This window comes from Dyadobacter sp. HNCC25DJ185 (assembly GCF_056895195.1).
Genome location: NZ_JBXHAR010000011.1, coordinates 68997 through 83813 on the forward strand (window position 1 = coordinate 68997; position 14817 = coordinate 83813).

The 14817-nt window shown below is 46.0% G+C and carries 14 protein-coding genes; 13 read left to right on the forward strand and 1 reads right to left on the reverse strand.

Annotated features, from left to right (window positions below; genetic code table 11):
* The first annotated feature begins 6 nt into the window (after nucleotides 1-6).
* From AC1XUF_RS26925 to AC1XUF_RS26955, 7 genes are all read left to right on the forward strand, one after another.
* Nucleotides 7-1659 carry a UxaA family hydrolase gene (locus AC1XUF_RS26925; RefSeq protein ID WP_483344961.1) on the forward strand — a complete coding sequence of 551 codons (1653 nt, stop codon included), beginning with the start codon at nucleotides 7-9 and terminating at the stop codon, nucleotides 1657-1659.
* A gap of 73 nt (nucleotides 1660-1732) precedes the next feature.
* Nucleotides 1733-2506 carry an SDR family NAD(P)-dependent oxidoreductase gene (locus tag AC1XUF_RS26930; RefSeq protein ID WP_483344962.1) on the forward strand — a complete coding sequence of 258 codons (774 nt, stop codon included), beginning with the start codon at nucleotides 1733-1735 and terminating at the stop codon, nucleotides 2504-2506.
* Nucleotides 2507-2559: 53 nt separating this feature from the next.
* Nucleotides 2560-3423 (forward strand): fumarylacetoacetate hydrolase family protein, encoded by an 864-nt coding sequence (locus AC1XUF_RS26935; protein ID WP_483344963.1) that lies wholly within the window; start codon nucleotides 2560-2562, stop codon nucleotides 3421-3423.
* Nucleotides 3420-4250 carry an amidohydrolase family protein gene (locus tag AC1XUF_RS26940; protein ID WP_483344964.1) on the forward strand — a complete coding sequence of 277 codons (831 nt, stop codon included), beginning with the start codon at nucleotides 3420-3422 and terminating at the stop codon, nucleotides 4248-4250. Before AC1XUF_RS26935 ends, AC1XUF_RS26940 begins: the two co-directional genes overlap by 4 nt.
* A 10-nt stretch (nucleotides 4251-4260) precedes the next feature.
* Nucleotides 4261-4596 (forward strand): L-rhamnose mutarotase, encoded by a 336-nt coding sequence (locus AC1XUF_RS26945; protein ID WP_483344965.1) that lies wholly within the window; start codon nucleotides 4261-4263, stop codon nucleotides 4594-4596.
* Between the two features lie 80 nt (nucleotides 4597-4676).
* A complete protein-coding gene (locus tag AC1XUF_RS26950; protein WP_483344966.1) occupies nucleotides 4677-5408 on the forward strand; it encodes an endonuclease/exonuclease/phosphatase family protein in 732 nt (243 codons plus the stop codon).
* A 1-nt stretch (nucleotide 5409) separates the two neighbouring features.
* Entirely contained in the window at nucleotides 5410-6189 is a 780-nt protein-coding gene (locus AC1XUF_RS26955) for a (Fe-S)-binding protein (protein ID WP_483344967.1), read from the forward strand.
* Nucleotides 6190-6241: 52 nt separating this feature from the next.
* Here the strand turns inward: AC1XUF_RS26955 and AC1XUF_RS26960 are convergent, their stop codons facing one another.
* Nucleotides 6242-6637 carry a hypothetical protein gene (locus AC1XUF_RS26960; protein WP_483344968.1) on the reverse strand — a complete coding sequence of 132 codons (396 nt, stop codon included), beginning with the start codon at nucleotides 6635-6637 and terminating at the stop codon, nucleotides 6242-6244.
* 242 nt (nucleotides 6638-6879) lie between these two features.
* On the opposite strand from AC1XUF_RS26960, the gene AC1XUF_RS26965 reads away from it, so the two are divergent.
* The 6 genes from AC1XUF_RS26965 (at nucleotide 6880) to AC1XUF_RS26990 (ending at nucleotide 14771) form a co-directional block, all read left to right on the forward strand.
* Nucleotides 6880-8256, forward strand: coding sequence for a lactate utilization protein B (locus AC1XUF_RS26965; protein ID WP_483344969.1), 1377 nt, complete (start codon nucleotides 6880-6882; stop codon nucleotides 8254-8256).
* Between the two features lie 2 nt (nucleotides 8257-8258).
* Nucleotides 8259-8852: a LutC/YkgG family protein gene (locus AC1XUF_RS26970; protein ID WP_483344970.1), complete on the forward strand. Its 594-nt coding sequence runs from the start codon at nucleotides 8259-8261 to the stop codon at nucleotides 8850-8852.
* 8 nt (nucleotides 8853-8860) lie between these two features.
* A complete protein-coding gene (locus AC1XUF_RS26975; RefSeq protein ID WP_483344971.1) occupies nucleotides 8861-9370 on the forward strand; it encodes a GNAT family N-acetyltransferase in 510 nt (169 codons plus the stop codon).
* An 84-nt stretch (nucleotides 9371-9454) separates the two neighbouring features.
* Nucleotides 9455-10525 carry an NAD(P)/FAD-dependent oxidoreductase gene (locus AC1XUF_RS26980; protein ID WP_483344972.1) on the forward strand — a complete coding sequence of 357 codons (1071 nt, stop codon included), beginning with the start codon at nucleotides 9455-9457 and terminating at the stop codon, nucleotides 10523-10525.
* 16 nt (nucleotides 10526-10541) lie between these two features.
* On the forward strand, nucleotides 10542-13751 hold the full coding sequence (locus tag AC1XUF_RS26985) for a hypothetical protein (RefSeq protein ID WP_483344973.1): 3210 nt from the start codon (nucleotides 10542-10544) through the stop codon (nucleotides 13749-13751).
* 99 nt (nucleotides 13752-13850) lie between these two features.
* Complete coding sequence (locus AC1XUF_RS26990) at nucleotides 13851-14771, forward strand: PorP/SprF family type IX secretion system membrane protein (protein WP_483344974.1); 921 nt, start codon at nucleotides 13851-13853, stop codon at nucleotides 14769-14771.
* The last annotated feature ends 46 nt before the right edge of the window (nucleotides 14772-14817 follow it).

Here is a 14817-nt window from a genome sequence, read left to right on the forward strand (position 1 = left end):
TAAATTATGGCTTCACAGCTTTTAAAAGTACACCCTTCTGACAATGTGATTGTTGCCCTCCGGGATATACCGGCCGGAGCGGAAGCTTCCCTGGATGGGGCTCACTACGGCCTGCAATATGGGGTTTCAGCAAAGCATAAGTTTGTTACCGAAGATATTGAAACCGGCGGCGCGATCATTATGTATGGTGTCTTGGTGGGCCGGGCTACGCAGCCGATCAAAAAAGGAGAGCCCATTACTACTTTCAATCTTAAACACGACGCGCACGAATACAGTACAGCAAATCGTCAGCCGTATACCTATGTCCAGCCGGATGTCACAAAATGGGCAAACAGGACATTTAAAGGATATCATCGTGAAGATGGTCGGGTAGGAACTTACAATTACTGGCTGGTACTTCCGCTTGTCTTTTGTGAAAACCGCAATGTGCTGATCATGAAGGACGCTTTTGAGCGGGAACTGGGCTACGCGCAGACGGATATGTACCGCGAGCAGGTCAGAGAGTTTTTGCATTTATACCAGGCGGGCGATATGCGTAGGATCAAAAGCCTGGAACCGTTTACTGAATCGCCGGTAGAGGTCAGGAAGCCTAAACGTCCGTTTGCTAATGTGGACGGAATCAAGTTTTTGACGCATGAGGGCGGATGTGGCGGTACCCGAAATGACGCCAATACATTGTGCGCGCTTTTTGCAGCTTACGCGGTCCATCCGAATGTAGCTGGGATCACTGTCCTGAGTCTTGGTTGCCAGAATTCAGAGTTGAAAACACTAGAGGACGAAATCAAAAAAAGAGACCCGCATTTTAATAAGCCCTTTTTTGCTTTTGAGCATCAAAAAGGAACTGAGTACTCGCTGATGTCCGGGGCAATCAAAGAAACATTTATGGGTCTGACTAAGATCAATGAATTTGAAAGGTCGGATGCGCCATTATCCAAATTGTCGGTAGGCTTGAAATGCGGTGGCTCGGATGGATTTTCGGGGATTTCTGCCAATCCTGTTTTGGGGCATTTGTCTGATCTGGTCGTAGGCTTAGGCGGGCAGACACTGCTTGCCGAATTTCCGGAGCTGAATGGTGTTGAGCAAGAGCTGCTGAACCGTTGTGTGACCGAAGAAAAAGCCGCAAAATTCGAAAAACTGATGCGGGATTATGCCGGTAAGGCAGAGGCAGTGGGTTCTGCATTTGCATTCAATCCTTCTCCGGGAAATATCAAAGATGGTCTTATCACAGACGCAATAAAATCGGCCGGAGCTGCCAAAAAGGGAGGTAATGCCTACATTTCCGACGTTTTGAACTATACTGAAAGAGCGACGGATTCTGGTTTGCAATTGGTGTGCACGCCCGGCAACGATGTGGAGGCAACTACCGGACAGACAGCCGCAGGAGCAAATGTGATCCTTTTTACTACTGGTTTGGGAACGCCAACGGGAAACCCGATTTGCCCGGTCGCAAAAGTGGCGACCAATACAACACTTGCCAAAAGAATGCCTGATGTAATCGATTTCGATTGCGGGCCGGTTGTGGACGGGACGCAAAGTATAGAACAAAATGCGGAGGCACTGCTCGAATATGTAATCAGAGTGGCCAGCGGCGAACTTACCAAGGCGCAGCAACTGGGACAAGATGATTTCATCCCCTGGAAAAGAGGAGTTTCCTTGTAGGCCGGAGGCGCTGCGATCATTTGCCCCGGACTTCAGAACTGAAAGATTTTAGACAATCATATTGATATAGTAGATGTTTGATTTAACTGGTAAAACCGCGCTTGTAACAGGCGGAGCAAGTGGAATTGGGTTGGCCATTTCCAAAACCTTTGCAAAGCAGGGAGCATACGTACATATTCTCGAACTGAATATTGATCTTGCCAATCAGGTTGTTGGCGAAATTGTGGCCGAGGGCGGTCAGGCCGAGGCGCACGCGCTGGATATATCCAAGCAGGCAGACGTCGTAAATATTGTAAACGCAATCGCAACTGCCCATCCGATCAACATTTTGGTCAACAACGCAGGCGTGGCACATATTGGAAAGGCAGATACCACCGCAGAAATTGATTTCGACCGCGTGATCAACATTAATGTGAAGGGTGTTTACAATTGCCTGATGGCGACTATCCCGCACCTCAAAACCAATGGCGGCGGTGTTATTTTAAATATGGCATCTATTGCCGCGACAGTAGGAATACCTGACCGCTTCGCTTATTCAACTACAAAAGGGGCAGTTTACGCGATGACCCTTTCGGTAGCAAGGGATTACCTGGCTGAAGGTATCCGCTGTAACAGCATTTCTCCGGCAAGGGTACATACGCCATTTGTGGATGGTTTTATTTCAAAAACCTATCCGGGCAGGGAAGAAGAAATGTTTGAAAAGCTTTCTAAAACCCAACCCATCGGAAGAATGGCGAAACCGGAAGAAATTGGTGCATTGGCACTTTACTTGTGCTCTGACGAAGCAGGCTTCATTACAGGCTGCGATTACCTGATTGACGGTGGATTTGAGAAACTGAACAATTGAAACAATTTATATATACAAAAAGCTAACCGCTAAAAGCTTACAGCTATTACCCTATGAAACTTTTTCGATTTGGTGCATTTGAACAGGAAAAACCTGGTGTTGAACTTCCCGACGGTACAAAACTGGATGTGTCTGCTTTTGGTGAAGATTTTAATGAAAAGTTCTTCGTAACCGACGGTTTAACCCGTTTGAGCGAATGGCTCGATTCAAATTCTGCTTCTTGTCCCCAGGTGACGGAAGGGTTCCGATATGGATCCTGCATTGCCCGTCCTTCCAAGATCGTATGCATTGGTATGAACTATGCAAAGCACGCATATGAATCGGGTGCTACCGAATTACCGAAGGAGCCTATTATTTTCTTCAAGTCGACTTCGGCTTTGTGCGGGCCGTTTGATCAGGTCATTATCCCAAGAGGCTCCGAGAAGACAGATTGGGAAGTGGAGCTGGCGGTGATCATTGGTAAGAAAACAAGCTACGTGGAAGAAGCGGATGCATTGGATTACGTGGCGGGATATGCAGTACATAATGATTACTCGGAGCGAGCCTATCAAATGGAGCGGGGCGGGCAATGGGTCAAGGGCAAAAGCAATGATACGTTTGCTCCGCTGGGGCCTTATCTGGTAACACCCGATGAAGTTGGCAATGCTAATAACCTCAACTTGTGGCTCATACTGAATGGGGCAAAAATACAGGATAGCAATACGTCCGATATGATTTTCCAGGTGCCCTTTCTGGTAAGTTACCTGAGCCAGTTTATGACTTTGCTTCCGGGGGACGTGATCACTACCGGTACACCCGCCGGTGTGGGGCTTGGGATGAAGCCGCCTGTTTACCTGAAGCCAGGTGATGTGGTCGAATTGGGGATTGAGAAATTAGGTTCGCAAAAACAAGAAGCTATAGCCTGGAAACCACTATGACGATCGACAGCCATCAACACTTTTGGATATTCGACGAGGAGCGCGATTCGTGGATAACGCCGGAAATGTCGGCGATCAGGAAAAATTTTCTGCCGGAAGATTTAAAACCGGTGTTGAAATCCAATGGTATCGACGGTTGCGTTGCCGTACAGGCCGACCAATCTGACTCGGAAACTGAATTTTTGCTGCAACTGGCTGAGGCAAATGATTTTATAAAGGGCGTTGTTGGCTGGGTAGACCTCCGTTCGCCGGATTTATATGCAAAGCTTGAGCGATATTCCCAGTTTGAGAAACTGAAAGGCTTTCGGCACGTAGCACAGGGTCAACCCGAGGGCTTTTTATTGCAGCCGGACTTTATGAAAGGGGTAGGGCAGTTGGTCGCATTCGGTTTTACTTATGATATCCTCATCTACCCCAATCAGCTCAAAGAAGCGTTCAATTTTGCCGTGAGGCTCCCCAATGTTCATTTTGTACTGGATCACATTGCAAAACCACTTATTAAAAAGAGCGAGATAGTTACCTGGACCAACGATATGCGATTACTGGCCGAACTACCCAATGTCCAGTGCAAGGTGTCAGGAATGGTAACTGAGGCTGACTGGCAGGATTGGGAAAGAGCGGATTTCAGGCCCTATCTGGATGTTGTTTTCGAAGTATTTGGAACAGATCGCCTGATGTTTGGTTCGGACTGGCCTGTATGTTTGGTGGCTGCCCAATATGAAGGCGTAAAAGGCATTGTAACCGATTACCTGAGCATGTTTTCAGATTCTGAAATGCAGAATGTGATGGGCAGGAATGCAGCCAACTTTTACAATCTGGATATATAGTTCCTGAGTTATGAAAAAATACTGCCTTGCCGTGGACCTGGTGGACGATCCCCAAATGATTGAGGAATACGAAGGATATCACAAACAGATCAGGCCCGAAATTGAAAAAAGTATTAAGGAAGCCGGTATCATTCAAATGGAGATATACCGGCTCGGAGATCGTCTCTTCATGATCATGGAGACAGAGGACGATTTTAGTTTTACTACAAAAGCAGAAATGGATGCTTCCAATCCAAAAGTGCAGGAATGGGAGCAGTTGATGTGGAAATACCAGAAAGCGTTACCCTCCGCAAAACCAGGAGAAAAATGGGTACTCATGAACAGGATATTTGCCCTTAAAGAATAAAGAAGATTCTTAATTAGCGTTGGAAGGATTTGGTCAGAGCAATTTATCTATTACTCATTTTTTTTATCTCGTTCACCTTGATGGCATCACAGCCAAGGCGCGCCGTGGAAGTGAAAGTAATGAGCTTTAACGTCCGTCACGGGCTTGATACTTCTGATGAGCCAAACCTGCGGGACATATTAAGGATCATCAGCGAAAACAAGCCGGACCTGATTGCATTGCAGGCTGTTGATAGCCTGGTAGATAACGGTAAGGTGCAGTTTCAGTTGAGGCAAATTGCAGCGCAAACGGGAATGTACTATGTATACGGGGTTGCGGATCGGTCTGAAAATGGTACCCAGGGTGTGGGGATCTTATCCACGTGGCCGTTTGAAAAAACACAGTTGATCGATTTGCCGAGAACTGCTGGCTCCGACCCCAAAGTGCTGCTATGCGGATTGGTAAAAGCAGGAAAGGGGCCGACGTTCAGATTTTGTAATTCAAGACTTGAGTACGCGTCGGTAATGGACCGCGCTTTACAGGCCGCATACATCAATCAAATGCTTGTAAACAGTATCCAGCCTGTGTTACTGGGCATGGATATGGGAGCCAGGCCAAACGAGCAACCTTATTTTTCTTTTAGGAAGAACTGGGAAGATGCAGCGCAAGGGTCCCAATTACAGACCTGGAACGAAGGACTGCCGGGCGACAGGCTGGATTACATATTTGCTTTACTCAACAATAAAGTGCGTATCAAAAACTACAAGGTAGTCAGGAGTTACCCTCACGTTTCGGACCACTATCCTATACTTGCCACCATTGAATTTTGGTAAAATGAATTACTCCAACTTGAAAATCGGATTGTTTATCCCCTGTTATGTGGACCAGTTTTATCCCCAGGTAGGTATCGCTACATTGGAATTGCTGGAAAAGCTGGGGTGTACGGTCACGTTCCCAATCAGCCAGACCTGCTGCGGACAACCCATGGCTAACTCGGGATTCGAACACTTAACTACTTCCTGCGACAACCTCTTCTTCGATCTTTTTGTGGATTGCGATTACGTGGTATCTCCATCGGGAAGCTGTGTGCTGCATATCAAGGATCATTTAAAAGCTGAAAACCGTGCGGACGAATCCAAAGTCCTGCGAAAGAAGGTGTATGAACTCGTGGAGTTTATCACAGATGTTTTGAAAATCGATTCTATTGAAGCCGAATTTCCGTACCGTGTCGGATTACATCAGGGTTGTCACGGACAGCGTGGGCTCCATCTCGCACAAATGTCGGAGCTTAATGCTGCGCCATTTTCAAAGCCGCTCACTTTATTGAAAAAAGTAAAAGGATTGGAACTGGTAGATCTGGACCGGACAGATGAATGCTGCGGGTTTGGCGGTACTTTTTGTGTGAGCGAAGAGGCTGTTTCTGTTAAAATGGGCAAAGACCGCGTTTCCGATCACATCAGACACCATGCCGAATACATTACGGGATCCGATATGAGCTGTCTGATGCATTTGGGAGGTATTTTGAAACGAGGCAACTCCCAGGTGCAGGTCAAACATATTGCGGAGATTTTGAACAGTGCCGTAAAAAAACAAATACCGGTACCCATTCATTGAGCACCGGCATTTTACAAAGTTTACGGTTCAGAATCTGAGAAGAGCCTGTCGTTTAGTTAATTGAAGAAACAACGCGGCTGGTTGTAGTCAAGATATCAAACGATTGTGAAGCTTTCTCTTTGCCATCCGTGATTTCAAAGGTATAAGTACCATCTACCAGGGTCGACAAATCGAAATATTTCAAATAGTTTGTATCAACACGTTTGTTCTCTGAAAAAAGGACATTCTTGTCGGTATCCAGAATACGAACGATTACATTTTTGGATGCTGAGTTATGATATGAAACGCGGAATTGCATGGGTTTAACCTGCAGAACGCTCAGTTTAGTGGAAGCTGATTCGGTTTTATCTGCGGTAGCGATGTTGGCCTGAGCATTGGATGTGAATGCTGCAGCTGACAGAAACAAGCCAGTTAAGGCAGTGATAATAAGCGTGTTTTTGGTTTTCATAGGAGTTTTAATTTAATGTTGTCTAAAAAAAGTTAAAATAAACTTAATCCAGACTCCGATACACCGATCGAAAAACTTTGTGATTCAAAAGTATAACATATTGCAATACAATAAAATAGCTTTTTAAAGGATTTTAAAAAGTTGTTTATTAAACAAATTGCAAACATGGAATAGTACAATGAATGTGAAATGTACAATTCTTATTCTTTAAAAAATACTATTACTAAATTGTTAAGATAACTATGTCTAAAGCAATAATAGAGCACGCCGCGGCATCCGAGGTTTTCAACAAAGACGAGCCTTATGTGAACTGGCATGACGAGACGTTGTGGTTTGTGCGCCAGAAACGTGACAAATCGTCCAAGCTGCTGCCGGAGTGGGAGCAGCTCAGGGAAGCTGCTTCCGGAATAAAGGAGTATGTTTTATCTCATTTGGACGAACTGTTGATCAGTTTTGAACAAAAGGCGAGGGAGAATGGTGTGCATGTACATTGGGCAGCCGATGCTGCCGAACACAACGAAATTGTATTGGGACTGCTCAGGCAGCATCATATTGACAAAATGGTGAAAAGCAAGTCTATGCTCACCGAGGAATGTCACATGAACGAATTCCTGATACGGAACGGCATTGATGTAATAGATACCGATCTGGGCGAAAGGATTGTGCAGTTGAGAAACGAGCCGCCCAGCCACATTGTACTTCCGGCCATCCATTTAAAGAAGAAGGATATCGGCGATCTTTTTCATGAACATTTAGGTACCGAAGCAGGGGCCACTGACCCGCAATATCTTACAGAGGCAGCCCGTCAGCATTTGAGAGATAAGTTTCTGACCAGACGGGCGGCTTTGACGGGAGTCAATTTTGCGATTGCCGAGACGGGCGGATTTGTAGTTGCGACCAATGAGGGAAATGCGGATATGGGAGCGCATTTGGCTGATATCCATATCGCTTGTATGGGTTTTGAAAAAATCATCCCTAAACAGGAGCATCTGGGCGTTTTCCTGAGATTGCTTGCGAGAAGCGCTACCGGACAGCCAGTGACTACTTACAGCAGCCACTTCAAAAAGCCAAGAGAGGGGCAGGAGATGCACATTATCATTGTAGATAATGGCCGAACAACTCAGTTGGGAAGGGCAGATTTCAGAAATTCACTGAAATGTATCCGCTGCGGTGCCTGCATGAACACCTGCCCGGTGTATCGGAGGAGCGGCGGGCATAGTTACCATAATGCCGTGGCAGGTCCGATCGGTTCAATTCTTGCGCCAAACCTGGATATGACCAAATATGCCGACCTGCCTTTTGCCAGTACGTTGTGCGGAAGCTGTTCCAATGTTTGCCCGGTTAAAATCGACATTCACGAACAACTCTATAAATGGAGACAGGTGCTGGCCAAAGGCGGACACGTGCCACAGGCCAAAGGAATAGGTGTAAAGGCGATGTCTGTTGTATTGTCCCAACCCCGGTTTTACCAATGGTCGGGCAGACTTGGAAGGGCGGTGATGAGGACCATGCCTTTTGTGGTGAATAACAACTTGAATCCCTGGTATAAGCAAAGGGATATGCCTGACCCGCCGAAAGAAAGTTTCAGAGATTGGTATGTCCGTAACAGAAAAGAATAACGATGAGCTCCCGAGATAACATACTCCAGAAAATCAGGCAAAACAAGCCTGCCGAGACGGCATTACCCCCCGTGACGCACTTCAAAAGCCATTTTGAGGATACGGAAAATAAATTTGTCGAGACTCTGAATGCGATTTACACGGAGGTAATCGTGGTCAGAGACCTTGCCGAACTGGCAATGAAGGCCGAAGAATTGTATGGTAAAGTCGTTAACAGGGCAACCACCATCCCTGCATTGGGCAACTGGGCCGATTTCAGTCTTAACGTTTTTGATCCCCACGAATTGGAAACCATTGAAATTGCTATTCTGCAGGCGGAGTTTGGGGTGGCAGAAAATGGCGCTGTCTGGATTTCAGATTCGTACCTTCCGCATCGTGTGCTGCCGTTTATAACCCAAAATCTCGCCTTCGCGATTCCCAGGAAGGCAATTGTTAACAATATGCACGAAGCTTATGACCACCTTTTGGATACCACCGGCTGGGGATGTTTCATTGCCGGGCCGTCTAAAACGGCGGACATTGAACAATCGCTGGTGATCGGAGCGCACGGTGCCCGGAGCATGGTGATATTTCTTGTTGAGAATGAAGGAGTTTGAATTTGACTATGCATGAGATAGTTACATTAAGGCCTTTCGAGCGGGAAGTGGCGGCCAGGCTTGCTGAGCTCGCTAATAATATTCACATCGTAGCGCAAGTCAGGGATAATTTCCCATATCCCTACACCATATCGGACGCACATTACTGGATAGATTTTTGCAAGAAAAACCAGGGTCTCGATCATTTTCATCGGGCGATTTTCTGGAATGGTGCGTTTGTGGGCGGCATTGGCGTTTTAAGACAGGAAGATATCCATCGTTATAATGCCGAAATCGGATATTGGCTGGGCGAACCTTACTGGGGAAACAATATTATGACGCGGGCAGTATCCCAAATGACATCCTGGATTTTTGAAAATACGAACATCAGGCGCTTGTATGCAGGCGTATTCGAAACAAACCCGGCGTCCATGCGTGTGCTCGAAAAATCGGGTTACCACCTCGAAGCAATTCACCGAAAAGCGATTGTTAAAAACGGTGTAATATTGGATGAACATTTGTTTGTCAGGCTGGCTTGACTTTATTTGTTCCCGAAATCGGAAATCCAGTCAACAAAGATCGAATGGAATGAATATGCTGGGTGAAATTCACAATAGGTAGCTATGACTGAAATAGATTTTGATTATCTCATTGTAGGTCAAGGCATTGCAGGTACTTCTCTTGCTTTTCATCTGCAAGATCTAGGCAAGCAGGTTTTTATCGTAGGTGACTCTTCTGCACCATCTTCTTCGAAAGTAGCGGCGGGCATCTTCAATCCTTTAACGGGTAAAAAGCTGGTCAAAACCTGGCTTGCCGACGATCTTTTCCCCTATGCGAAAAAATTTTATGAGGGCCTTGAAGAAAGGCTGCAGGCCGAATTTTTTCATGAATTGCCTGTTTATCGCCCGTTTAGGTCCATAGAGGAACAAAATACGTATCTAGCCCAGACGGCCGACCCTGGAGTTGTACACTATGTTTCGGATAAGACAAGCGGAGTCGATGTTTCGGCTTACATCAGGGCATCATATGGCGGATTGGAAGTTATCCGTTCCGGATGGGTTGACCTCCCGGCTTTATTGGAAAAAAGTAAAGAATATTTTGCTCAGAAGAAGCAGTTTGCAGACGAAAAGTTTGACAGTAGCCAACTGCAATCGGAAAATGGGCAGATTGTTTGGAACGGGCGCAGATTTCGGAAAGTGATTTTCTGCCAGGGTTTTATGGCATTGGAAAACCACTTTTTCAGCTGGCTTCCTTTTGCCCCTGTGAAGGGGCAAATTGTGGAAATTGCCACAGAGAGGCCCGTAAAGCCGTATATTATTAACCAGGGGATCTTTATGCTGCCACTTTCTGCAAATGTCATGAAAGTGGGGGCAACTTATTCCTGGGACCCTTTGGATTGGGAGCCAACTCAGGAGGCAACTACTGAGCTTGTCGGCAAGCTGGAAGCATTGATCAAAGTGCCTTATTCTGTCAGATCGGCAATAGCAGGGATCAGGCCCTCGGTGAAAGACCGGCGGCCGCTGATCGGTATGCACCCTGAATATGATAACGTTGGTATCTTTAATGGCTTAGGCACGAAGGGCGTCACTTTGGCCCCTTTCTTTGCAAAGCAGCTGGCAGAGCATCTGGAAACGGGCAAAGAATTGGATTCGCTAGTTAATATTAAGAGGTATTTTTCGTTATATTTCCGTTGAAGTCAGCCTTAGTAATATGAGCAATAGATTTATAATCAAGTTGACCTTATCGGTCAGTCTTTTAGCGGTTTTGGGATTATGTACCGAATCAATAGCACAACGCTATCCTTCCCAGGAAACATTTGGAAAAAACCGGGTACAATACAAAACTTTCAGCTGGAAGATTTTCAAAACCACCAATTTTGAAATCTATCATTACCAAGGCGGTACCGCGTTAGCGAAACTAACTGCTCAATATGCTGAGAGTGAATTTGATAAGATCACGGATATACTTGGTTGGACGCCATATAGCCGGGTAAAGATATTCCTCTACAATTCCCCTGCCGAATTGGAACAAAGCAATATGGGGTTGTCTACGCTCGACAACCTGAACGAGCAGAAACTGGACCTGTCCCAATCTCGCGTCGAAGTCGCCTATACTGGTGACCAGATCGGCTTCCGGAAGAAACTGGTGAAAGATATCAGCCTCCTTTTTGTCTACGATATGCTTTATGGGGGAAATATGAAAGAAGCTTTGCAGAGCTCATTGCTGCTTACGCTTCCGGAGTGGTTCATGTCAGGGACAGCGGCTTACATTTCGGAAGGCTGGTCGCCTGAGTTGAATGATTACATGCGTGATTTTTTCAAAAACAGAAACGTCAGGAAACCCACATTGATGACTGGAAATGACGCAACCCTGATTGGTCATTCGATCTGGAATTACATTGCTGAACGCTACGGAAAAGATAAAATTTCTGATATTCTCAATCTCACCCGTATCATCAGGACGGAGCAGACCAGTATCACGAGTACTTTGGGTGTCCAATCCTACAACCGTTTCCTTCGCGACTGGAGGGCTTATTATCTGAACCAGAATAAAAACGCGGAGCAATTTTACACCGATCCCAATCCAACCTGGAAATATAAGCTGAACGAGTTCAGCGTTTCCGATGCAAGCGCCGTGATTAAAGTGTCGCCTGACAAGAAGTTTACAGCCGTAAGCGAAATAAAAAACGGCAGGTACAAAGTGTATTTGTTCGACAGCGAAAGCGGTTCGAAAAAAGTAATCCGCCAGGGTAAGCTTGATTTTATTGGTGGACGTGCAAAAACACAGCCGCCACTTTTGGGCTGGTCGAGGAACAATACACTATCTATCCTGGCATCTGAAAATGATCGCAAGAATTTTTACATGTATGAAAATCTGGGCACTAAAAAGGTCAGAATCAAGCTAAAACGTAACATCCGCGGGCTGGATCAAATTGTGGATATGGATGTATCCAATGACGGTACCATGCTGGCAGTGAGCGCTGACAAGGGGGGGCAGAACGATTTGTTCCTGATTAGCGTGGCAAGGGCTTCTGCCATACCATTGACTAATGACCTTTATGATGATTTATCACCGAGGTTCGTTCAGGGATCGTCACGCAGGTTGGTGTTTTCGTCCAACAGGCCATTGGATTCTCTGGGGACCGGCGATAAAGGCAGTTACAAATCCATTACTTCTCCGTTCACTATTTTTGAACACGATGGAGCGCCCCGATCCGAAAATATAGTGAAGCTTGTACAAGCCGATGGCAAAACCAAAATATTGCCGGTGTATGCTGATGGGAATGATCTGGTTTATCTTTCCAATAGCAAAGGGGTTAATAATCTTTTCAGGTACAACCGTGCTACTTCCACCAATTCACAAATCACCAACTACATCCAGAATATCAGGAATGCAGATTTGACAACTAAGTCGGGTGGGGGGCTGGCGTACACTTATCTGAATGACGGCTATTACACGGCAGCTTTCAAAAATGGTTTCGATATCAACACGACAGTGAATACGCCTTCGCTGAGTGCAATTGCTTCTAGTACTTCGGGTGATGGTAAGGGCGCGGTATTGAAAACGGATTCGGTTAATGTTACGAAACCGGCGGAGGCACCCAAACTCGTTTTGAAGGACGGCGAGGTTGATACTGAAAATTACCAGTTTGACGAGGACATCCTTAAAAGCTTTGAATCCAAAAGAAATCGGGGTTCTTTTCCAACTACGCCAAGTGCACTTTCCCGCGTAAAAACCACCAGGGAAAATATCTCAATTAAAGGCCCATATGCGTACAAAGGGCTATTTATTACAAATGATGCGAACTCAGACTGGCGCATTGATCCGATACGTGGATTTGGTTACGCTCAGTCCATTTCGATGAACGATCTTCTGGAAAACCATATCATCAAGGCGGGCCTTTTTATTTCGTCTAATTTTCGGAATAGCGACTTATTTGCCGAATATTCGAACAACACCTATCGAATTGATTTTGGTATGAGGATTGACCGCAGGGCTTTATACGTGGAAACAGAGGGAGCGCCGCAGAAATACCGCTTCAATCAATTGATGTTTACAGCTTCCTATCCGTTCTCGACGACAAGCCGTTTTTCCGTATCGCCTATGTTCACATCGACCCGCATGATCGATGTTTATATCCTGCCAAATCCTGATCTGGCCTCAAGCTACGGAGGTTTGCGAAGTGAGTATGTATTTGACAATACACGTGTGAACGGCATGAATATGATGGAAGGGACCCGTTTCAAAATCCGTTACGATCTGTATCAGGGGTTAACCAATGGGAATGAGAGCTTTAACCGCATCAGTCTCGATTTTCGTCACTATCAAAAGATACACCGCGACCTGATCCTTGCGGTTCGCGCCTCCGCAAGCCATTCGGGAGGAAGAGCGCCGAAACAAAATATCCTGGGAGGGATGGAAAACTGGTTAGGCAATAAAAAAGAGACCCGTACCGGTGATAACCCGCTCAATTTTCAGAAGGACAACAGGGACATTTTCTTTGCCGATTTTGCAACGAACCTCCGCGGATTCAATCTGAATCGTCTATCTGGTACAAGTTATATGCTGCTGAATGCGGAGTTGCGTATTCCTTTGGTTAAATACCTTTACCGCGGCGCAATTACTTCCAGCTTCCTGCGTAATTTTCAGATCGTTGGGTTTGGCGATATTGGTACTGCTTGGACGGGAAAGGGGCCGTTTAGCGAAAACAACAGCCTTAACACCCAGATCATTGGTAGTGAAGATGATCCCTTTCGGGCAACGGTTACAAACTTTAAAAATCCTTACCTGATGGGTTATGGAGCGGGTGTCAGGACCACATTGTTTGGGTTCTATGCCAAGTTCGATTACGCCTGGGGTGTCGATAATGGTTTTACGAATAAACCAATTCCTTACGTCACATTGGGTTACGATTTTTGATCCAAATAGGGAGTATAAATACTTAATGTGCGAGTTCTTAAGATGGCAAGGGATCATTCTCCTGCCATTTTTAGTTTTTACAGTTTTCAAAAATCATGTATGATGAACACACATTGCATATTGATCAGGTTATGGTTGGTCGTGATGATGGGGATTTCGGGGTTAACCGCGTTTGCGCAACGGGAAGTCCTCTATGAGCAGTATGTCCAAAACCCGATGGCCATTAATCCTGGATTCACAGGGGCGAGGGAAGATTTCAATATGACTGCCATGTTTCGCAGAAAGTGGTTTAATATCCCCAATTCTCCGTCCAGCCAGACATTCGCGGCAGACGGAACTTTCGGCTCTGGCAGATACGGTGTTGGCTTTCAGGCGCTGAATGACCAGACCAGCTATTTCACCACCACGGGCCTTTCGGCGAGCTTTGCTTTTCACCTGGGGATTTCTGATGACTGGAAATTGGGCTTAGGCGCGCAAGGAGGGATTAATGTTTTGCCCGTTTCGGACCTGTCGTATAATAGTACAAACCGCGCGTTGGGTAGCTTCGGGCTGGGCGCCTGGCTGCGTTCGGACCAGCTTTATCTGGGTATCTCAAAACCAGAACTTCTTTCACAATCGTTTGGCAACCAAGCCATCAACAATTTCTACCGACGACCTTTATATATCATGGCGGGTGGAAGCCACGATCTCAGCGAAGACGTAATGATGCTTCCGCATATACTGGTTATTCAGGAAAAGGACCACAAACTGCGTGTCGATTTTGGTTCGCGTTTCTGGTTTAACGAAAGAGTGGGGATAGGGGCTTCCTACCGGGTCGGAGGTGGCTACAACGCTTTTTCGGCGAAAGTGAACTACCTGCAGTTAACGGCCGAAGTCCAGGTGGGAAAGAATGTCAGGCTGGGATATTTTTATAGTACGAGGCAAGTGGAACAGATTAATACGTCTTATTCAGGGCCAAAAGGTATTCATGAACTGATGCTGAAATTTATCCCCAACCCGAAAGGATTCCAGAAATACTAGGCGAATCAAACCGCCGTAAATCGCGTTTTGACCTAAGTTAAAAGAC